The organism is Aeribacillus sp. FSL K6-3256 (assembly GCF_037965805.1).
GTDB lineage: Bacteria > Bacillota > Bacilli > Bacillales > Aeribacillaceae > Aeribacillus > Aeribacillus composti.
Genome location: NZ_CP150188.1, coordinates 2435318 through 2456041, shown reverse-complemented (window position 1 = coordinate 2456041; position 20724 = coordinate 2435318). Strand labels below are relative to the sequence as shown.

Sequence of the window (20724 nt, the reverse complement as noted above, 5' to 3'; positions counted from 1 at the left end):
AAAATATGTACCCGTTCAAATATTTAATTTTAAAGGTAAACGTACTGTAACGCAAATAATATTTGCTGATTTTTCTGCTAAATATTGAATGAATGTATTATAATAACAGATAAAAAGACATTTGGAGGAGCGAACGTTGAATCTTTATTTTTTAGGAACAGGTGCTGGTCTGCCGGCCAAACATCGAAATGTGTCTTCCATTGCGCTTGAATTGCTTGAAGAACGCGGTTCTATTTGGCTGTTTGATTGCGGCGAGGCGACACAGCACCGGATTTTATATACGAACATCAAACCGGCAAAAATTGAAAAAATTTTTATTACGCATTTGCATGGTGATCATATATACGGACTTCCCGGTTTGTTAGGAACAAGATCCTTTCATGGCGCCGAGAGCCCGCTCGTAATTTACGGTCCTCCCGGCATTAAAGAATTTGTGGAACAAACTTTGAAGTTAAGCTTTACTCATCTTAAATATCCGCTTATTACAAAAGAAATATTTGACGATGAAACCGTTTTTGAGGATGATCAATTCATCGTTAAGGTAAAGAAATTGGAGCACGGCATCCCTTCATTCGGTTATCGGATTATAGAGAAGGATCTGCCCGGAACACTTTTAGCGGATCGATTAAAAGAAATTGGAGTAAAACCTGGACCTATATACAAAAAATTAAAAAATGGCGAAACAGTCCAACTTGCTGATGGAAGAGTTTTGAATGGAAAAGATTTTTTAGGTCCTGTCAAAAAAGGACGGATTGTTTCGATTTTGGGTGATACAAGATATTGCAAGCAAAGCGTCGAATTATCAAAGGATGCGGATGTTTTAGTGCATGAGGCGACATTTGCAAAGGATGAAGAGCTTTTGGCCTACAATTATTTTCATTCGACAACAGTTCAAGCAGCGCAAATTGCTTTAGAGGCAAACGCAAAAACGTTATGGCTGACGCATATTAGCTCGCGATATCAAGGCGAAGAGGATTGTCAAATGCTTCTTGCTGAAGCAAGGGCTGTATTTCCAGAAGCAAGCCTTGCCCATGATTTTTTATGTGTCCCAATTCCTAAAAAGTAGAAAATGGTATGGGGATGCCAAAAATGAAGCTTTCGCCGCCTTTTTTACATAGAATAAAAGAATCGTCTACAGGCATATTTAGTCCTATAATCGGGCAAAAAAATCGTCGACATGATTCTTGCAGAATCTCTGAACTTTCAAAATTTTTTCGGTTGCGGCAATGAAAGAATTATATGTTGATTCAACACTCACTGTATGCTTTGGAAAATGCAATATGCAAACAAAAGCTGCCTCAAAAGGCTTTTTTGAGACAGCTTCTTCTTTTATACGCGCCATCCGCGTTCATATTGTGTCGGCGATTCAATTTTTGCGTTTAGTTCATTAGCTGCATGGTAAGGCCAATATGGATTTCTCAATAATTCGCGGGCGACAAAAATAAGATCCGCCCGGTTGTTTTTTAAAATCTCTTCCGCCTGCAAAGGTGAAGTAATTAAGCCGACTGCCCCTGTTTTGATGTTTGCTTCCTGTCTGATTTTTTCGCTAAATGGCACTTGGTACCCGGGATAAACATCTATATTTGCCGGGACAAGCCCTCCTGAGCTGACATCAATCAAATCGACACCATCCTCTTTCAGCCATTTAGCAATTTGTACGTAATCATTTATCGTCGATCCGCCTTCAACATAGTCACTGGCGGAAACACGAACAAACAACGGGCCTTCCCACACTTTCCTTACGGCTTGGATAACCTCTTTTAAAAACCGGTAGCGGTTCTCTAAGCTTCCTCCGTACTCATCATTGCGCTTGTTTGATAGCGGAGATAAAAATTCGTTAATGAGGTAACCGTGGGCTGCATGGATTTCGATGATATCAAAGCCTGCGTCCTTAGCTCGTTTTGCTCCTAATTGAAATTTTTCAACCGTTTCTTTTATTTGTTCTTTTGTCAGTTCTTTCGGTGTACGGCTGTTTTGATCAAAAGGAATTGAAGATGGGGCGAATATGTCTCCGCTCACATTTGACTTTCTTCCTGCATGAGCAAGCTGGATGCCTGTTTTCGCTCCGTATGATTTGATTTGCTGCACAAGTTCAGCCAATTTTATAATATGGTCATCTTCCCATATACCGAGGTCCAATTCAGAAATTCTGCCTTCCGGCGTAACAGCTGTTGCTTCAAGAATGATGAGGCCCACCTGTCCAACCGCTCTTGAAATGTAATGTGTGAAATGAAAATCTTCAAGAAATCCTTTTTTATTTGCGGCTGAGTACATGCACATCGGCGACATGACAATTCGATTTTTCAATGTGACATCTTTAATCGTAAATGGAGAAAATAATAATCGGTCTTTCATCTTTTATTCGCCTCCCTAAATATTTCCTTTAAAATTTTAGCAATTATGATTATTTTTGTCATATGATCTGCTTGGTAAATATAAAAAAGGGGTTCAGTATTGCTCGCTGAACCCGAGTCCGATTTCAGATTATTGTTCGTTCACCAGTTTTTCCTCCAAAGCGCTGTTTAATTCTTTTGACCGTTCGACTGCCCGTTTCACACAGCTTATAATAGCTTCATCTACGTGATGATTGTTTAGGACGCTTAAGCCGGCTTCAGTTGTGCCGCCTGGGCTCATTATTTCTTTTCTTAGAGTAGACGGCTCTTTGTCAGACGTTTTTAACATTAATGCTGCCCCATAAAGTGTTTGAACAATGAGGGAGCGTGCCATGGACTTTTCTAAACCGATTTCTTCTGCTGCTTTTTCCATTGCTTCTACTATGTAATAAATATAGGCTGGTCCGCTTCCTGCCAGTCCTGTGACGGCATCGAGCTTGTCTTCTTCAACAATTTCAACTGTTCCGATCAATTGAAACAGTTCAACAGCTGCTGACAGGTCACCATCCGTTGCATATTGTCCTTGTGCCAAGGCGGTTGCTGATTGTCTGATGGTAGCGGACGTATTCGGCATTGCTCGAATGACGGGAATACGTTTGTTGAATAATGTTTCAATTGCTTTCGTTGAAACGCCTGCGAGCATGGAAATAACAAGATGGTTTTCTGTTGCGTATTCGCGGACTGTTTTTACTGCCTCGTCAACGTCCTTCGGCTTCATCGCGAAAAAAATCGTTTTTGTGTTGTCAAACAAATGCTTTTTATCTTTTGTAATCGTGACGCCGTATGTTTTTTGCAGCTCCTCGAGCCGCTTTTCATTGGAACGGTTTGTCACAACGATCTCTTCTCTCCGGCACTTGTTCCCGTTGATCAATCCGGATATAATAGCTTCCGCCATAGATCCGGCTCCGATAAATCCAAACTTGTACATAAAAAGAGACTCCTTCCTGATCGTTTTATATGTTTCTTTTGAACTTCTTCCCTATAAACTTAGTTTAAAAGAGAAGAGATTCAGTGGGAAAGGTAGCGAGAAAACGTTTTACTATTCATCTGTTAAGCAACAGAAGCGCATGCTTTGGATGGGCTTGTATGATGAAATGTTTCCCTGCCTTAAATTCTAAAAGCGTTGTAGAATTAATTTTTTATCAGTTCCAACGGCTTGTCAAGTATACTTATGAATTATTCGAATAAAATGACAAATTGATTTATCATGTGTAAAATAAGTTATATTAAAAAATTAAAGGCGGTTTGCAAAAATGTTCAGCAAAGATGCAATTTATAAAATAACGATCCCTATACCTTATCCGATTAAAGATGTGAACGTGTATGTTGTAAAAGGGGACGCATTGACATTAGTGGATGCAGGGATGAAAACGGAGGAAGCGTGGAGAGTTTTTGAACATAAGCTGAAGGAAATAGGGCTTGTGCCTGAGGATATTGAGCAGGTCATTCTTACCCACCATCATCCTGACCATATCGGTTTGCTCGATTTTTTTGATGGCGATCTTCGTGTTTTGGGCCATCGTTTGCTTGCTCCTTGGCTTTCTCATGATGTGCGTTTTTTTGATCGGCAAAAGGAATTTTTTTTAGAATTATTGAAGCAGTTTGCCGTCCCGGAGTCGTTTGCGTCACACTTAGATCATCTTGATCTTTCCTTATATCCACGCAATCATCCGCTGACCTCCTCCATTCAAGAAGGAGATGAAATAGACGGGATGCCTGGGTTTACAGTCATTGAGACTCCTGGACATGCCCAAAGCCATATCGTTTTGTACAATGAGGAAGACTGCCGAATGATCGGCGGCGATCATTTGCTGAAAACCATTTCCTCCAATCCTGTTCTTGAAATGCCGTATGAAGGAAAAGAGCGTCCAAAACCTCAGCTGCAATATAATGAATCTTTGAAAAAGCTTTTGCATATTCCGATTTCTGTTGTCTTTCCGGGTCATAAAGATGAATTTTTCGATCCTCACCTGTTGATTCGGAACCGTTTAGACAAACAGCATGAACGCGCGCTCACCGTATTAAAGCATTTAGAAAAACAGGAAATGACGGTGTTTGCTCTTTGCAAGCTTCTTTTTCCGTCTGCTTATCAACAAGAGCTTTTATTTGCTATATCAGAAACTGTTGCTCAGCTTGATTATTTAGAACAATATGGAAAAATTAACAAAAGAATAGAAAATGGCGTTTTACTTTTTTCCGCGCAACGAAGAGGTGACAAATAAATGAATTCGCGGCTTAAAGATCGATTGGTAGTTATTACGGGGGCATCGAGCGGGATCGGGGAAAAAATCGCAAGGATCGTTGCAGAAAGCGGTGGACATTTAGTTTTGCTGGCTAGGAGGAAGGATCGTCTCAAGAAACTTTCGGATGAGCTTCAAGCCTCTCACTCTATTTCTTGTACATATTACGAACTGGATGTCAGTGACCTTGACGCAGTTTCCGAAGTATTTACGGACATCACAGAGAATTTTGACCGAGTGGATGTTTTAGTCAATAATGCTGGTTTTGGTATTTTTCGAAATGCAGAGGAAGCAACATTCGAAGAGATGCAGCAAATGTTTAAAGTAAATGTGTTCGGATTAATTGCTGCGACAAAGCTGGTTCTTCCGAAGATGCTGGCCCAACGGGAAGGGCATATTATTAATGTCGCCTCTCAGGCTGGCAAAATAGCTACTCCGAAATCAAGCATCTATTCTGCTACAAAACATGCTGTTTTAGGCTTTACGAACAGCTTGCGGATGGAAGTGGCGGACCGCGGGATTTTTGTAACATCTGTCAATCCGGGTCCAATTGAAACGGATTTTTTCAATCTTGCCGATACGTCAGGGGATTATGTGAAAAACGTCCAACGCTGGATGCTTAATCCGGAAGCTGTTGCACAAAAAATCGTGAGCGTGATGCTGACAAATAAACGGGAAATTAATATGCCTGTTTGGATGGAGCTTGGCGGGCTTGTTTATCGTCTCATGCCCTCCCTATTTGAAAAAGTTGCCGGAAATTTGTTTCGGCAAAAATGACCGGGAGCATTATGCAGGAAATGAACAGAAAGCTGAAGGCGGACTTTTCGCTAAAATCTCCGCTCTCACTTCTGAAAAGGCGCGTCAAGCGTCTTTTTATTTTGATAAAAAATTCAGCTCTTTCACCGATTTGTCTCCAACTTAAATCTTCTAAAAAACGCGGCTGTATTTTGAATAAGCTTTCCAAGCTTAATATCTGTTTTTCGATGCCGTACTTCGTTGTTATGCTCCTTTTGTACCGCGAAAAATGGCGCAAATTCCCATTGAAACCGAACGTATATTCCCATACAATGAAAATAAAATAAAACCGAACATACATTCTCATGAGGGGATGATGGAATGAATTATGAATCGTTTCCAAACCGGCATATATTATGCATCGATATGAAAAGCTTTTATGCGAGCTGTGCGGCGGTCATACTTGGGCTTGATCCTTTAACAGCCCACATTGCTATCGTTGGGGACAAAGAGCGGACAGGAAGCATTGTATTGGCCGCTTCACCAAAACTGAAGGAAGATTTCGGAATTCAAACCGGATCCCGCTTATTTCAAATTCCAAACGACCCCCGCATCCGCCTCATCACTCCGAAAATGGCGACGTATTTACGGATTTCTGCTGAAATTACTCGGCTGCTGAACCGCTATGTTCCGAAAGAAAACATCCATGTTTACAGCGTAGATGAATGTTTTATTACTGCGGATGGAACAGAAAGACTTTGGGGGGATGCGCATAGTCTGGCCGAAAAAATTGTGGAAGATTTACGAAATGAATTTTCTCTCCCATGTGCGGTCGGGATCGGTCCAAACATATTGATGGCGAAGCTTTGTCTAGATTTGGAGGCGAAAAAGAAAGGTATAGCGGAATGGACGTATGATGATGTCAAAACGAAGCTGTGGAGCATCAAGCCGTTGCGTAAGATGTGGGGGATTGGGGCAAGACTTGAAAAAACGTTAAATCGAATGGGAATTTTTACAGTCGGTCAGCTCGCAAATTATCCGTTAGAGCTCCTTGAAAAGAAGTTCGGCGTCATGGGGAATCAGCTTTATTACCACGCATGGGGAATAGATCTTTCCGACATAGGCTCTCCGATTATGCTGGGGCAAATCAGTTTTGGAAAAAATCAAATATTGCTTCGCGACTATCCGGACCCCGAAGAGGTGAAATGCGTCATCTTAGAAATGTGCGAGGAAGTGGCAAAAAGAGCGAGGGAACACCGGATGGCGGGGAGAACAATCAGCCTTGGAATCGGCTACAGCCAAAAGGAAGGCGGAGGAGGATTTTACCGTTCAAAAACGATGGATGTCTCAACAAATATTACGATGGATCTTTATCGAGCCTGCCTTTTGCTGTTTGATCGTTTTTATGAGGGGAAGACAGTCAGAAAAATTTCCATCTCTCTTTCCAACGTGGAAAAAGACAGCGGCATGCAGCTTGATTTGTTTAGGCCGAACCGCATAAAAGAGCATCGTTTAGGATATGTAATGGATGCGATTCGGAACAAGCACGGCTCCAATGCACTGCTGCGCGCTGTTTCGTATACGAAGGCAGGAACGAGTCTTCACCGCAACAAGCTGATCGGCGGGCATTATGCGTAACGAATATGAAGAAAAGAAAGCAAAGGATGGGATAAACAATGATTCAGGATCGTGGAAGCATAAAATGGACAGCTATGATGCTGCCCGAGCATGTGAAATTACTAAGGAAATACAATGAAAGTTTAGATAAAGTCGAAAAACCGGTTTTAGATGAACAAAAATATGAAGAATTTAATGAAGTTATCTGTGAGGCTATGGAAGAGAACATTACTCTACAATTCACCTATTATCAAAAAGGTGAAATAAAGAAGCTTGTCGGCAATATTCATTATATCGATCAGCTAAAAAGAGAATTACGAATTGTTGATTACTTGACTAAAAAACATGTTTTAAAATTAGGAGATATTATTGAAATTGAGCAATACTAAGAAAACAGCATTAGAAATACAAATTTAATAGGGGTAGCGTAAGGTCAGGAAAATGCAGATTTACAACGCTTAGAAAATGACGATAATTAACAGCCCAATTTCTAAAAATTTGAGAAATTGGGCTTTTTGCTACTCTACCATCGGCGCCCTATAATGGAATAACTAAAACATGATCTCAATCTTAAAATCAATTAATTTTTCTTTCACTAAAAAAGCACCCGTTAGTGAATAAGTGACATTCACGGTTAACTAAAAACAATTAAGTTTCACTCTGCCACTATAGGGTCATTTTCTGGAATAAGTAAGAGAATTATTTTCTTAGCTCCTGTAATAATTTACACTTATTAAAAAAGCTTTGACATTAGCTGTGTCAGGGCGTCCACAACAAGAGTGTTGGGGCATGAAAAAGCGTTTTTGTAGCTATCAACTTCTTAAAGCCTCTCAGAAGCCCTCACAGGCTTTCTAAGGGCTATCCTATTCTATTTCCGCCAAAAAGTTGAACAGTCTGCTTTATCCTGAATATTAAATTCAATCATTTTCTCAAGCAATTCGTAATTTACCGGCTCATTCCACGGAATTCGAAACAAGCCTTTGGTAGCGCTGTAGCCAGCTTGGGCGATTTCATCGGCAAAATGCATCATTGTCTTTTCTTCAGGTGAAACGCTCAAATGATGCTTCGCTGTGGAAAAGCCGATGATAAATGTGCCGTGATCGGTAAACATTGGCGTATTCCACTTGATTTGCGGTTTCAAATTTGGGAATTTATTAGCAACCCACGCCAAAATTTCCTCTGTTCGGTCGCGGTGGTCGGGGTTATCGATACCTGCTAAATATTTTGCAAAAACTTCCATGTCTTCCTCCTTCGATATTATGCTATTTCCGCCAAAAATTCGAATTCTCAGCCTTATCCTTGATATTAAATTCAATTATTTTCTCAAGCAATTCGTAATTAACTGGTTCAGACCATTGAATTCGGAACAAGCGTGAAGAAGCGCTGTAGCCAGCTTGAACGATTTCATCAGCAAAATGCACCATTGTTTTTTCTTCGGGTAAAATGCTCAAATGATTCTTTGCTGCGGCAAACATAATGATGTATGTGCCGTGATCGGTAAATGTGGGTTTGTTCCACTTGATTTGCGGTTTCAAATTTGGAAATTTATTAGCAACCCACGCCAAAATTTCCTCTGTTCGGTCGCGGTGGTCGGGGTTATCAATACCTGCTAAATATTTTGCAAAAACTTCCATGTTATTTCCTCCTAAAATAAAAATCGTTCAGAGAAGTTCCTCAAACCCATTCGTCGTTAAAACTCCTCACAGAACCGCTCAGAACACGACACCTATTTCCACTATATATTTTACAACCTGAATAGTCAAAATGGCTTAAAATGCAAATTAGTTTTGAAATTTTCCATCCGAATGTAGAGTTAAAAAAAGGTTCGACCATTTAAAGCAAATTATAATAAAGATTGATAAAACAATGATATTGTGAAACAATTTACTTAAACTGAAGGAAAGGATACAGCACCAAATTAAATGAATATTAGTTTAATTTATGCTGTATCTTTTCGCTAGTCAACTACACGAGCCGTAGCAATTCAATGACCGAATTGCTACGGTAATCAGTTTATGATTTAAGGATGGCTGATAACTTGAAAACAAATGCTAGGTATCAAACTTGGATTCGAATGAATAAACTACTAATTTTTTTGCTTTTTTCACTTTTATTCATTTTGTTGACATTCTTACCTATTAATTTATATCTGCGAGTTTTGTCAGGTATTATAGCGTTACCATTAATTTATATTACATTTATCCTTTCTTATTCTTATTACCAATTCGCAGCATTTGGGGGAAATTATCAGTCAAAAATACATGACTTAATTGTTGCCAAGGTGAATTGGGATGGGCAAGGAAAAATACTGGATATAGGAACAGGCAGCGGTTCACTGATTATAAAACTTGCAAAGGCTTTTCCTGAGTCTCTATTAACTGGAATTGATTATTGGGGCGACGATTGGGAATATTCGAAAGATCAATGCCAACGAAACGCTGAAATTGAAGGGGTTTCTGATCGAATAAATTTTCTGAAAGCAAGTGCCACAAAACTGCCTTTTAAAAATGATGAATTCGATATAATTGTAAGTTGTCTAACATTTCATGAAGTTAAAGATGAAAGAAATAAAACAGAAGTAATGAAAGAGGCATTAAGAGTGTTAAAACCTGGTGGTGGATTTGTCTTTTTAGATTTGTTTATGGATGAAAAAATATTTGGGGATGAAAAAGAGCTCTTAAATTCCTTAAAGAAACATGGTGTATCTGAATTGAAAAGCTACAAACTCGCTAAAGTAATGAAACTGCCAAAGCTTTTATTGAACAAAAAAGTATTAGGGAATGCAATGATATTGATTGGAAGAAAATAGACGTGTCATAATTTGCTTGTGAAAATAACGCTGATTTCTCACAAATAAAAACAACAGCTTTATTCAACTAACCCGGCTAATAGTTTGTCAATATTTCTCTATAAATGTTTAAAAAACGTTAATCGGTTATGTTCATTCTGCTTCAATAAGCGGAGAGAGCTAAAATATGATAGAATGGAGGCAAAATTAAAAAAGGATGATTTTAGCCTATGAACATTTCGTTTACAAACGCAGCGAAAGCAAAACTTAAAGAGATATTGGAAATGAACGAAAACCGCTATATAAAGCTGAAATATGATACAGATGGCTGCGGCTGTGTCATGAGCGGTGTTACTGTTCTTTGGCTTGTGAAAGATCTTGATGAGGATGATATGAAAATTGATACAAATTTTGTCCCGGTGTACGTGGAGCGATCAAAGCTTGTTTTTTTAGATGATGAATTGCAAATCGATTATCACGGGCAAAAACAAATATTCATGCTCAAAAGTCCAATGCAAATTTACAATCCAAGAATGAGCTGCATTGTGAAATGAGGGAACAAAATTGAAGGAACGTCTAGCTTCTTTAAAGAACATTGCTTTAAATAAAACATGGGTGTCCTTTCTCCATGACAATCATCCGTACACCCTTCTGCATTGGTCTGTAGGAGGAATGGGATATGAAAAAAAGGATGTGTGGCTGATTCAAGATGAAATGACGTTTGAAGCGGAAGAGTTTGCCACGATCGATGAAGCAATTGCATGGATGGAAAAAAACATGCAGAATATTCACGATGTATTAGGATAAAAAAGAGCATGCATTGGTCAAAGGAAGGGAAAAAACATGAAAGATGCATGGAATCTCAAAGATCAGATCGGCGAAGAAAAAGCGAAAAAGCTTATAGATATGAAGAAGCAAATTGAAGAAGAAAAGGAGAAATTAAAAAAACTGGAATTGGAGCGTAAAAGAAAAGAGGAACAAAAGCGGGAAAAACAGAAAAGCTTTGCTGAATTGCTCGCAGAAAGCGACTTGAAATGGGAAGATTTTAAATAAAAAGCTGGAAAGGAGGCTGTCCAAAAAGTCAGGATTCACTGACTTTTTGGAGCCCCTTCATTTTAGGGACTTATCGGATAGACCATTTTTCCTGTCTTGTTTATATCCTCCAGAAGTCTTATGAAGGACTTTTCTTATGCTTTTTTTCTTCATTAGGTTCTTCAAAAGTTGTATGACGGACATTCAGCATATACAACTGCTTCTTGTTGGACTTCATTGCCTCTATGAAGGACATTTACAAATTTTATTTGATTATTTTTGTCCTTCACAGTAGTATTTTTCCCCGATCCTTCATTTTAGGAACTCATCGGACAGCCCCTTAATTCCCAACATTTATTATGCCGCCATGAATTTGTTTAGAAACACTTTCTTTTATAAATGAAAAAGAATTCCCACAAGAGAATAGATAATGACAGTTGAAAATAAGATTGTCATATGAAACAGAGAATAAAGAAACATTGATTTTGCCCATTTCTCTGAATCCATCTTTTTATAGCCGAAAATGCTTAACATAAGCCACAGAACGCTTAAAAGAAGGGCTACTAGCATAAGACCGAGGCTTAAAGGCCCAAAAAGAAAGCTTGCTGCAATTAAAATAATTAAATAAATATTCGTTTGTATATATGCTCTTTTAACACCTTTGACAACTGGGAGCATAGGGACCTTCGCAGCCTTATACTCATCGTGCTTGCGAATAGCTATAGCATAAAAATGAGGCATTTGCCAAATAATTGAAATCACAAACAGACCAAGAATGGCTGGATGTGTCACGTCCGGATGAACAGCAGCCCATCCGATGAGAGGGGGCATTGCTCCAGAAATACTGCCAATTTCCGTATTATAAATTGTTCTTCTCTTGCTCCACATCGTATATGGGACAACATAAAAAAACAAACCTAGAAACCCTAGGAATGCTGCTAGAGGAGTTGTTAATGCAAGGGCTGCAATTCCTAAAATAGACATACAGATTCCAAGCCATAATACTGTTTTAGGCTTTATTGCTCCTGTCACAGTCGGTCTGTTTTTCGTCCTTTCCATGATAGAATCTATATCTCGGTCATATAAGTTGTTAAAAGCTCCAGCTGCACCCATTACGAAAATCGATCCAATCAAAGCAAATAACATTTCCGGCAATTTCTCAAACAGGCTGATCTGATACGTATACAATGCCAATGTCAATCCAGCCAACATCGGAACGAGATTTGATTGAATAATTCCAATTTTACAAGTTTCAGCCAAAATTTGGGGCAAAGTTGGTTTCTGTGTTGTAAGGCTTTCTTCTTTTCGCATTCTTCCCCTCTTCCTTTTTCACTCATGATCTATAAATCTAGGAGGACATTGTTGATAGTTGCGTCCAGCATAATGTGAAATTATAATTTGTATACTGATTAGAATTTATATACTATTTGGTATGTTAATGCTATATGGTATGATTGTCAAGAGAGAGGGAGGATAGCAAATTGGTCAGACGAAGATTAACCCAAGAGGAGCGAAAAAAAGAAACGCGGCAATTACTTTTAGAGTCAGCTGTTGAAATCTTTGCTCGATTCGGCTTTCACGGCGCTTCTGTTGATAAAATTGCAGAACATGCCGGATTTAGCAAAGGGGCGGTATATGCCCATTTTCGTTCCAAAGAAGAGCTCTTTTTAGCTATTTTGGAGCAACAAATGCAATTGCATGTGGACAACATTCTTCAAGTCATAGACGGACAGCATTCGCTTTCACATTTTATCGAAACGATGGATGAATATTTCCTGTCAGTTAGGCAGAAAAATCGAACGTGGAGCATGCTTAACATGGAATTTTTTCTTTATGCGATGCGTGAAGAATCGATACGCCGAAAATGGTCTGACATGATAACGGAAGCGGTACAACAAATTTCCAAGGCGATTGAAAAATTGAAGTCGAAAGAGAATAACGATTCTGCTCTATCTGCGGATGAAATAGCATGGACTATTCTTTCGTTAGAAAACGGTTTAGCGATATTTTATTATATTAGCGAAGACCGTGTGCCCCTTCATTTATATGGAAAAGCACTGCAAAATTTGCTTAGATCCCCTCATTAGAAAATATTCAAGCTTAAACGGATTTCAAAATATATTAGTCCAAAAATTTTTCAAGATAGGAATGGACGGCGCTGTTCAATGAACCGATACATATAGTTGTAAATCCGGTTTATGTGCTATGAACAATCGTTTAGCCATTGAGATTGCAACACGATCGTGCGAATCCCATCCGTTTCGGTAGGAACATCAACTGGATAGCTAAATTGAATTTTCAACAGTCATGTGAATCCGAAAATAAATAAGCGGGGATCGTCCCCGCCTGTTTTAATCGCGATGGATTGTATAAAGAGACTGTTTTGTTGCGTTTATAAGCGCTTCGTATTCTTCTTCCAGCAGATCTTTTGCTTTCGCTGCTTGGACATTTTCAAGCAGCTGCTCTTGCTTGCTCGCTCCGGCAATGCAGGAGGCTACAACACGCTGATGAAGAACATATTTTATGGCTGTTTCCGTCCGAGTGCGATCCGGGCATGCTGAATCGATGCTGTGCAAAGCTTCTTTTAATTCATCGAACGTGTAGTCTAAATACCCATTGTTCTTGACGCGCTCAGAGGCTTTTTCGAGCGGGCGCTCTGTCAAGAGGCCTTGAGCCAACGGCCCTCTGGCAATAACAGAAACGTTATGCTCCTGAATCAAAGAAAACCATTCTTCTGGGCGCCGGTCAAGAAGGCTGTATTGCATCATGATTGAAACGATATTGGAGCGTTTCAACCATTCTTTAATAACGTTCGGCCGAATCGAAGAAATGCCGTAGTAGCGGATGACGCCTTCCTGCTTTAACTCTTCGAACGCTTCAATCGTTTCATCGATCGGGTCGTCGATTGTTCCTCCGTGAAGCTGATATAAGTCGATATAATCTGTACCCAGCCGTCTGAGGCTTTCTTTCACTTCTTCCTTTATGTATTTCTTGGATGGATCCCACCACCATCCGTCTTTGCCAACTTCAAACCGATTTCCTACTTTTGTTGCTAAAATGATATCGTTTCGACGCGATTTAAGAGCCCTTCCGACAAATTCTTCATTCAGGCCTTGATCATAAAGATCTGCTGTATCAAAAAAATTAATCCCCAATTCAAGAGCTTGGTCAATCAGCGAACGCGCATGCTTTTCGTCGCGGCCAAGCGACATGCATCCAAGACCGATTTCGCTCACATACAGCTCGGATGTTCCTAATCTGCGCTTTTTCAAAAAGATCACCTCTCTTTTTCTCTTCTAATTTGAAAGTAGTATAAACTTTTTGAAAAAGCAAATGTTTCATATTCATGATGAAGCCATTCATAGACTGTTTTATATCGTTTTGCGGCTTCCTTTAAGCTGTAAGCAATTTCCTTCGGCTTTCCGATCATCACGACCCGGTTATAATTCCGATACATGAGCAATCGCTCCGCCTCCTTTTTAATTATGGTAGAATGTATGAAGAATGATTGGATAATAGAACAGGAGTTGAATATATGAACCGTTTAAACGAGGAAACGATTGCGAAGGAAAAAATTTTTTCAGGGAAGATTATTGATGTATATGTGGAAGATGTCCGTCTCCCAAACGGAGAAAATGCGAAACGTGAAGTCGTGAAGCATCCGGGTGCAGTTGCCGTGATTCCTATTACAAACGAAGGGAAAATTGTCATGGTGAGACAATATCGCAAAGCTTTAGAACGCCAGCTTGTGGAAATTCCTGCCGGAAAGCTTGAAAAAGGGGAGTCACCTGAAATCACAGCAAGAAGAGAGTTGGAAGAAGAAACGGGCTATGGATGTGAATCATTAAAACATGTCATTTCGTTTTATACTTCACCGGGCTTTGCTGATGAACTCGTTCATCTTTATTTAGCTGAAGGATTGATAAAGCTGGAAAATAAAGCGAGTTTGGATGAAGACGAGTTTGTCGAGGTGCTGGAAGTAACCCTTGAGGAAGCGAGAAAATTGATAGAAGAAAAAGAAATTTACGATGCAAAAACTGCTTATGCAGTTCAATATTTAACATTAAAACAATTGAGTGAGGAGATATGAACGCTTTTTTCGCAGATTTGCACATTCATATTGGCAGAACAAATACAGGAAAACCGGTAAAGATTACGGGGGCCAAGTCGCTGACGCTTGAAAATATTTTTATAGAAGCAGCTGAGAGCAAAGGTATGGATATAATTGGCATCATTGATTGCCATGTCCCCGAAGTAATCAAGGAAATTGAAGATGGCATCAGAAGGGGAAAGTATGAGGAATTAATGGAAGGGGGAGTCCGCTATCAAAATTCGACACTTATTTTAGGTACGGAGCTTGAAATATTTGATGAACATTGCAATGGGCCGATCCATGTTCTATGCTTTATGCCGACTTTAGAAAAGATGAAGGAATTTTCCCATTGGCTCAGCTCCCATTTAAAAAATATTCATTTAAGCTCTCAACGGGTATATGTTGAAGGGAAAAGACTTCAGCATAAAGTGAAGAGCTTGGACGGATTGTTCATTCCGGCGCATATTTTTACTCCTTTTAAAAGCTTGTACGGAAAAGGGGTTCAGCGAAGCTTGACAGAAGTTTTTGATCAAACACTCATCGATGCGGTCGAGCTTGGTTTGAGCAGCGATACTAACATGGCAAGCCGTATTCGTGAACTAGCTTCCTATCCATTTTTAACGAACTCAGACGCCCATTCATTGCCAAAAATCGGGCGGGAATATCAGAAGTTGTTGTTAAAAGCGCCGACGTTTCAGGAATTGGTGATGGCGATCAAAAAAGAAAACGACAGAAAAATTGAGGCGAATTACGGATTAAACCCGAAACTTGGAAAGTATTACGAAACGTTTTGTGAAGCGTGCCAAAAAACAGTAGGCTTGACAGATGAGGGATGCTGTCAAATATGCGGAGGAGTAAAAATTACAAAAGGTGTAAAACAGCGGGTTGAAGAACTGGGGGATAAAACAAATCATGTGGAGAAAAGGCCCCCTTATATTCATCAAGTCCCGCTAGCTTTTCTGCCTGGCATTGGCCCTAAAACATTAAAAAAATTAAAGCATTATTTTGGAACGGAAATGAATATTTTACACAAAGTTCCGTACGCCGATCTTGTCGAAGTGGTTCCGGAAAAAATCGCCGCTTCCATCATCTCGGCAAGAGAAGGCACCCTTTATGTGCAATCAGGGGGAGGAGGAAAATACGGAAAAGTGGAAGGTGCGTAAATTTTCGCGCCTTTTCTTTTTTTCTAGTAAAAATACGAATATGTACCATCCGTTCTCTCATACAATCTAGTAAAGAAAGACAGGAGAGGATAGGATATGCAGAATATTCAGCGTTTTTTACTAAAACAATTGAAAGATCAATCAACCGTCTATTTATTTGTGCTTATATTGTTCATAATGGGAGTAATTTTTGGCGCAATCATCGTAAACAGCATGAGCATTACGCAAAAAGAAGATCTGTATTATTATTTAAACCTGTTTTTTGGACAAGTATCGGACGGAAAACTTGCCAGCTCGTTTGAAATGTTCAAGCAAAGTTTTTTCCACAATACAAAATATGTAGGGCTTATGTGGCTTCTAGGCATTTCGATCATTGGTCTGCCGATTATTTTTATCATGTTATTTTTAAAAGGAATGGTCGTTGGATTTACAGTCGGATTTTTAGTAAATCAAATGAAATGGGGCGGATTTTTGCTGTCATTCGTTTCCGTTTTGCCGCAAAATTTGCTGCTGATACCTGTGTTTCTTATTATGAGCGCATCGGCAATTTCTTTTTCCTTCAAGCTCATTAGACAGCTTTTTGTAAAAAGGTTCCACGATCAGCCGTTTAGAATGTTTGCAGGCTATGCAGTCACATTTTCTTGCTTGATCGCCGTTATATTGCTCGCTGCAATGTTAGAAGCATATGTTTCCCCGATCCTGATGAGAGGGACGATCGATTTTATTTATAAATAATAATTATTATTTAATATAAATTTTATTTTTTAATTTAAAATTATTTCAGTTGGACACTTTCTTTTATTTTGTTATAATATATGAGGAATGCGGCGAGGGAGGGAAAGTGTCATGGAAAACCGCATAGAGCGTATAAAAAAGCAGTTGCATTCTTCAAGCTATAAATTAACCCCGCAAAGGGAAGCAACCGTTCGTGTTTTGCTTGAACATGAAGAGGATCATTTAAGTGCCGAAGATGTTTACCTCCTCGTTAAGGAAAAATCGCCTGAGATCGGGCTCGCAACAGTGTACAGAACGCTGGAATTGTTAACTGAGCTGAAAATTGTTGATAAAATAAACTTTGGAGACGGGGTTTCCAGATATGATTTGCGCAGGGAAGGAGCCGCTCATTTTCACCATCATCTCGTATGTATGGAATGCGGTTCCGTTGATGAGATTCAGGAAGATTTATTAGAAGATGTTGAAAAAATTGTCGAACGAGATTGGAAGTTTAAAATTAAAGATCATCGTCTAACTTTTCACGGCATATGCCACCGCTGTCAGGAAAAAGAAGATAACAAGAAAGAATAAAGCCTTTTCCGCGAGGGGAAAGGTTTTTTTATATTATATACGTATAAAGATTGTCCAGACGGTCATATCTTTAAATATAAGAAAATATGGCCTTGTGGAGGACGAACATGGAAAAATGGACGAAAACCGTAAAGAATATGCTTAAAATTTTTATCTTGTTTACAGGATTTACGATTTTGTTCTACTATGCTATTATATGGGTTAACTTGGAATATCAAGATTACCATCGCTATGACGAGCCTGAAGGATCTGCCGTAAAGGTGACAAGCGTTGTGGAAGAACAGAACGATAATTGGCTGAATCGCTTAATATTCTTTTATTTAAACGGGGAGTAGAGAAGATTGAACGATCATATCCAAGATTTTATTCATTATTTGACCGTTGAGAGAGGACTTGCGAACAATACGATCGTTTCATATGAGCGAGACTTGAAATCGTACAAGCAATTTTTGAACGAAAAACTGAATATTCAAGAAGTGCAAAATATTCAACGCTATCATATTTTGCAATATTTGCATTTTTTGAAAGATCAAGGGAAATCCAGCAAGACAATCGCCCGGCATATCGCCTCAATCCGCGCTTTCCATCAATTTTTGTTAAGGGAAAAAGCTGCGGATGAAGACCCGTCCGTCCATATTGAAACACCGCAGATTGAACGGAAGCTTCCGAAAGTGCTGTCTCTTGAGGAAGTGGAGCGGCTTCTTGAAACGCCTGAGCTGACCTCACCGATTGGATATAGAGATAAAGCAATGCTTGAACTTTTATATGCGACAGGTATTCGGGTGAGTGAAATGGTTCATTTGAATCTTTCAGACGTCCATTTGATTATGGGATTTATCCGATGCTACGGAAAAGGGAAAAAAGAACGGCTCGTTCCGATTGGAGAAAAAGCAACAAAAGCGCTGGAGGAATATTTGGAAAAGGGCCGGCCAAAGCTTGTAAGACAGAAGCATAAAACGGATGCCTTATTTTTAAACCATCATGGAAAAAGAATTTCCCGCCAAGGATTTTGGAAAAATTTAAAATCGATTGCGGTTAAAGCAGGAATACAAAAAGAATTGACTCCTCATACATTGCGACATTCCTTTGCCACCCATCTGCTTGAAAACGGCGCTGATCTAAGAGCGGTGCAAGAAATGCTAGGTCATGCTGATATTTCAACCACGCAAATTTATACTCATGTGACAAAAACACGTTTAAAAGATGTATATAAAATGTACCACCCCCGTGCTTAATGCCATCGTCATGCTAAAAATCAAGTTGCTCGTCTGTTTCGGCAAGCATTAGGAAAAAATATAATCATCACCGCTTTCAAATGGCAGGAGGAATTTAACATGCAGCATACATATAAACGCGTCTTTTTAATTGTAATGGATTCAGTTGGAATCGGCGAAGCACCGGATGCAGAGCTTTATAACGATAAAGGTGCTGACACGCTTGGCCATATCGCTGAACATCTCGGCGGTTTGCATTTGCCGAATTTAGCGAAGCTTGGATTGGGAAATATACGTGAAATAAAAGGTGTTCCAAAGACAGACAAGCCGCTCGCCTTCTATACAAAAATGAAAGAAGCTTCAGCAGGAAAAGATACGATGACTGGTCATTGGGAGCTGATGGGGTTAAAAATCGATTCTCCTTTTCAAGTATTTCCAGACGGCTTCCCAGAAGAACTGATAGAGGAGCTTGAAAAAAGAACCGGGCGAAAAGTGCTTGGCAATAAGCCGGCAAGCGGTACGGCAATTATAGAAGAGCTTGGAAAAGAACATATGAAAACAGGAGCCATCATTGTCTATACGTCGGCAGACTCTGTTTTACAGATTGCTGCACATGAAAAAGTCATTCCTCTGAACGAATTATATCAAATTTGTCAAATTGCCCGCGAACTGACTTTAGATGAAAAGTACATGGTTGGGCGCGTTATAGCTCGTCCGTTTGTCGGGGAGCCGGGGAATTTTGAACGGACTGCCAACCGGCATGACTATGCTTTAAAGCCTTTCGGCCGAACAGTTATGAACGAGTTGAAGGACGGAGGATTTGATGTAATTGCCCTTGGGAAAATTTCCGATATTTATGACGGCGAAGGCATTACAGATGCAATCCGGACAAAGTCGAATATGGATGGATTGGACAAATTGATCCAAACATTCGACCGGGATTTTACAGGTCTTTCCTTTTTGAACCTTGTCGATTTTGATGCAAAATTCGGCCATAGAAGAGATCCTGAAGGGTATGGACAAGCGCTTGAGGAATTCGATGCTCGTCTTCCTGAAGTGTTCGAAAAAATGAAGGAAGAAGACCTGCTCATCATCACAGCAGACCATGGAAACGACCCTCTTCATCACGGTACAGATCATACTAGAGAATATGTTCCGTTGTTAGTTTATAATTCAACCTATACAAAAGGAAAAGAACTGCCAATCAGAGAAACATTTGCAGATGTAGGAGCAACCATTGCAGAAAATTTCAGCGTGCAAATGCCAAATTACGGAACAAGCTTTTTAACAGAATTGAAGCAGGGGGATTGATCAATGTCAATTGTGGAAGAAGTTGAAAAGGCCTCTCAATTTTTAAAAGATAAATGCAAACAAACTCCAGAGATCGGTCTCGTTCTAGGATCAGGTTTAGGAGTTCTCGCTGAAGAAGTGGAGGATGCTGTAACCATTCCATACAGCGACATTCCTTATTTTCCGGTTTCCACTGTTGAAGGGCATAAAGGCCAATTCGTAATTGGGGAGCTAAATGGCAAAACAGTAGCGATCATGCAAGGCAGATTCCATTTTTACGAAGGGTATAGTGTAAAGCAAGTGACATTTCCTGTGCGAGTCATGAAGGCGCTGGGTATTCATTCCTTAATTGTGACAAATGCAGCCGGAGGGATCAATCAGTCATATCAGCCAGGTGATTTAATGCTGATTACCGATCATATTAACAACATGGGACAAAACCCTTTAATTGGCGAACATAGCCCTGAGCTTGGCGACCGTTTTCCCGATATGTCGGAAGCGTACGATAGCAAACTAATCCAGCTGGCAAAAGAAGCAGCGAAAGAGCTTGGCATCGAAATAAAAGAGGGGGTTTATGTTGCCAATACTGGACCGTCCTATGAAACGCCGGCTGAAATACGGATGTTAAGAGCGATCGGGGGAGACGCAGTTGGCATGTCAACAGTTCCAGAAGTAATTGTGGCGAATCAAGTCAAAATGAAAGTGCTTGGCATTTCATGTATTACGAACATGGCGGCTGGTATTTTAAAACAGCCTTTGACGCATGAAGAAGTCATGAAAACGGCGGAAATGGTTCGGGCTGATTTTATAGCGCTAGTAAAATCCATCGTAGCCAAAATGTAGAAAAAGGTGAT

Annotated in this window: 25 protein-coding genes; 18 read left to right on the top strand and 7 right to left on the bottom strand. The window is 39.7% G+C overall.

Annotation, left to right across the window (positions count from 1 at the left end; all coding sequences use genetic code 11):
* The first annotated feature begins 136 nt into the window (after positions 1–136).
* Positions 137–1066, top strand: coding sequence for a ribonuclease Z (rnz, locus tag NSQ84_RS11810; RefSeq protein WP_130157788.1), 930 nt, complete (start codon positions 137–139; stop codon positions 1064–1066).
* Positions 1067–1329: 263 nt separating this feature from the next.
* Here rnz and namA read toward each other — a convergent pair whose 3' ends face one another.
* Together namA and proC are read right to left on the bottom strand one after the other, a co-directional pair.
* Positions 1330–2355 carry an NADPH dehydrogenase NamA gene (gene namA / locus NSQ84_RS11805; RefSeq protein WP_130157790.1) on the bottom strand — a complete coding sequence of 342 codons (1026 nt, stop codon included), beginning with the start codon at positions 2353–2355 and terminating at the stop codon, positions 1330–1332.
* Positions 2356–2484: 129 nt separating this feature from the next.
* Positions 2485–3321: a pyrroline-5-carboxylate reductase gene (gene proC, locus NSQ84_RS11800; RefSeq protein ID WP_130157792.1), complete on the bottom strand. Its 837-nt coding sequence runs from the start codon at positions 3319–3321 to the stop codon at positions 2485–2487.
* A gap of 325 nt (positions 3322–3646) precedes the next feature.
* Here proC and NSQ84_RS11795 point away from each other — a divergent pair, with 325 nt between their 5' ends.
* From NSQ84_RS11795 to NSQ84_RS11780, 4 genes are all read left to right on the top strand, one after another.
* Positions 3647–4615: an MBL fold metallo-hydrolase gene (locus NSQ84_RS11795; protein ID WP_130157794.1), complete on the top strand. Its 969-nt coding sequence runs from the start codon at positions 3647–3649 to the stop codon at positions 4613–4615.
* Positions 4616–5410, top strand: a complete 795-nt coding sequence (locus tag NSQ84_RS11790) for an SDR family oxidoreductase (protein ID WP_094246172.1) — start codon at positions 4616–4618, stop codon at positions 5408–5410.
* Between the two features lie 339 nt (positions 5411–5749).
* Complete coding sequence (locus NSQ84_RS11785; RefSeq protein WP_063388352.1) at positions 5750–7006, top strand: UV damage repair protein UvrX; 1257 nt, start codon at positions 5750–5752, stop codon at positions 7004–7006.
* Positions 7007–7044: 38 nt separating this feature from the next.
* A complete protein-coding gene (locus NSQ84_RS11780) occupies positions 7045–7374 on the top strand; it encodes a YolD-like family protein (protein ID WP_066247653.1) in 330 nt (109 codons plus the stop codon).
* A gap of 479 nt (positions 7375–7853) precedes the next feature.
* Here NSQ84_RS11780 and NSQ84_RS11775 read toward each other — a convergent pair whose 3' ends face one another.
* Both NSQ84_RS11775 and NSQ84_RS11770 read right to left on the bottom strand, forming a co-directional pair.
* Entirely contained in the window at positions 7854–8225 is a 372-nt protein-coding gene (locus NSQ84_RS11775) for an iron chaperone (protein ID WP_130157796.1), read from the bottom strand.
* A 22-nt stretch (positions 8226–8247) separates the two neighbouring features.
* Complete coding sequence (locus NSQ84_RS11770; RefSeq protein ID WP_130157798.1) at positions 8248–8619, bottom strand: iron chaperone; 372 nt, start codon at positions 8617–8619, stop codon at positions 8248–8250.
* A 392-nt stretch (positions 8620–9011) separates the two neighbouring features.
* Between NSQ84_RS11770 and NSQ84_RS11765 the strand changes: the two genes are divergently transcribed.
* The 4 genes from NSQ84_RS11765 (at position 9012) to NSQ84_RS11750 (ending at position 10826) form a co-directional block, all read left to right on the top strand.
* On the top strand, positions 9012–9794 hold the full coding sequence (locus NSQ84_RS11765; protein WP_327855879.1) for a class I SAM-dependent methyltransferase: 783 nt from the start codon (positions 9012–9014) through the stop codon (positions 9792–9794).
* A gap of 209 nt (positions 9795–10003) precedes the next feature.
* Positions 10004–10327: an iron-sulfur cluster biosynthesis family protein gene (locus tag NSQ84_RS11760; RefSeq protein WP_066247658.1), complete on the top strand. Its 324-nt coding sequence runs from the start codon at positions 10004–10006 to the stop codon at positions 10325–10327.
* Between the two features lie 10 nt (positions 10328–10337).
* Complete coding sequence (locus tag NSQ84_RS11755; protein ID WP_063388346.1) at positions 10338–10580, top strand: DUF2552 family protein; 243 nt, start codon at positions 10338–10340, stop codon at positions 10578–10580.
* Between the two features lie 36 nt (positions 10581–10616).
* Entirely contained in the window at positions 10617–10826 is a 210-nt protein-coding gene (locus NSQ84_RS11750) for a DUF3886 domain-containing protein (protein ID WP_130157802.1), read from the top strand.
* Positions 10827–11198: 372 nt separating this feature from the next.
* On the opposite strand, the gene cyoE is transcribed toward NSQ84_RS11750, so the two are convergent.
* On the bottom strand, positions 11199–12116 hold the full coding sequence (gene cyoE / locus NSQ84_RS11745; RefSeq protein WP_063388344.1) for a heme o synthase: 918 nt from the start codon (positions 12114–12116) through the stop codon (positions 11199–11201).
* Between the two features lie 170 nt (positions 12117–12286).
* Here cyoE and NSQ84_RS11740 point away from each other — a divergent pair, with 170 nt between their 5' ends.
* A complete protein-coding gene (locus NSQ84_RS11740; protein ID WP_327873324.1) occupies positions 12287–12892 on the top strand; it encodes a TetR/AcrR family transcriptional regulator in 606 nt (201 codons plus the stop codon).
* A gap of 264 nt (positions 12893–13156) precedes the next feature.
* Here the strand turns inward: NSQ84_RS11740 and NSQ84_RS11735 are convergent, their stop codons facing one another.
* Positions 13157–14077: an aldo/keto reductase gene (locus tag NSQ84_RS11735; RefSeq protein ID WP_311066299.1), complete on the bottom strand. Its 921-nt coding sequence runs from the start codon at positions 14075–14077 to the stop codon at positions 13157–13159.
* A gap of 5 nt (positions 14078–14082) precedes the next feature.
* Positions 14083–14262 carry a Z-ring formation inhibitor MciZ gene (gene mciZ / locus NSQ84_RS11730; protein ID WP_145976098.1) on the bottom strand — a complete coding sequence of 60 codons (180 nt, stop codon included), beginning with the start codon at positions 14260–14262 and terminating at the stop codon, positions 14083–14085.
* 78 nt (positions 14263–14340) lie between these two features.
* On the opposite strand from mciZ, the gene NSQ84_RS11725 reads away from it, so the two are divergent.
* The 8 genes from NSQ84_RS11725 (at position 14341) to NSQ84_RS11690 (ending at position 20713) form a co-directional block, all read left to right on the top strand.
* Complete coding sequence (locus NSQ84_RS11725) at positions 14341–14895, top strand: NUDIX hydrolase (protein ID WP_063388341.1); 555 nt, start codon at positions 14341–14343, stop codon at positions 14893–14895.
* A complete protein-coding gene (locus NSQ84_RS11720) occupies positions 14892–16061 on the top strand; it encodes a TIGR00375 family protein (protein WP_311066297.1) in 1170 nt (389 codons plus the stop codon). Before NSQ84_RS11725 ends, NSQ84_RS11720 begins: the two co-directional genes overlap by 4 nt.
* Positions 16062–16157: 96 nt before the next feature.
* Complete coding sequence (gene spoIIM / locus NSQ84_RS11715) at positions 16158–16796, top strand: stage II sporulation protein M (RefSeq protein ID WP_327873323.1); 639 nt, start codon at positions 16158–16160, stop codon at positions 16794–16796.
* Positions 16797–16907: 111 nt separating this feature from the next.
* Entirely contained in the window at positions 16908–17366 is a 459-nt protein-coding gene (locus tag NSQ84_RS11710) for a Fur family transcriptional regulator (protein WP_311066296.1), read from the top strand.
* Between the two features lie 107 nt (positions 17367–17473).
* A complete protein-coding gene (locus NSQ84_RS11705; protein WP_063388337.1) occupies positions 17474–17701 on the top strand; it encodes a YqzK family protein in 228 nt (75 codons plus the stop codon).
* Positions 17702–17707: 6 nt separating this feature from the next.
* Complete coding sequence (gene xerD, locus NSQ84_RS11700) at positions 17708–18601, top strand: site-specific tyrosine recombinase XerD (RefSeq protein WP_063388336.1); 894 nt, start codon at positions 17708–17710, stop codon at positions 18599–18601.
* Between the two features lie 99 nt (positions 18602–18700).
* Positions 18701–19891: a phosphopentomutase gene (gene deoB / locus NSQ84_RS11695; protein WP_327873322.1), complete on the top strand. Its 1191-nt coding sequence runs from the start codon at positions 18701–18703 to the stop codon at positions 19889–19891.
* A 3-nt stretch (positions 19892–19894) separates the two neighbouring features.
* Positions 19895–20713, top strand: a complete 819-nt coding sequence (locus tag NSQ84_RS11690; protein WP_327873321.1) for a purine-nucleoside phosphorylase — start codon at positions 19895–19897, stop codon at positions 20711–20713.
* Positions 20714–20724: the final 11 nt, after the last annotated feature.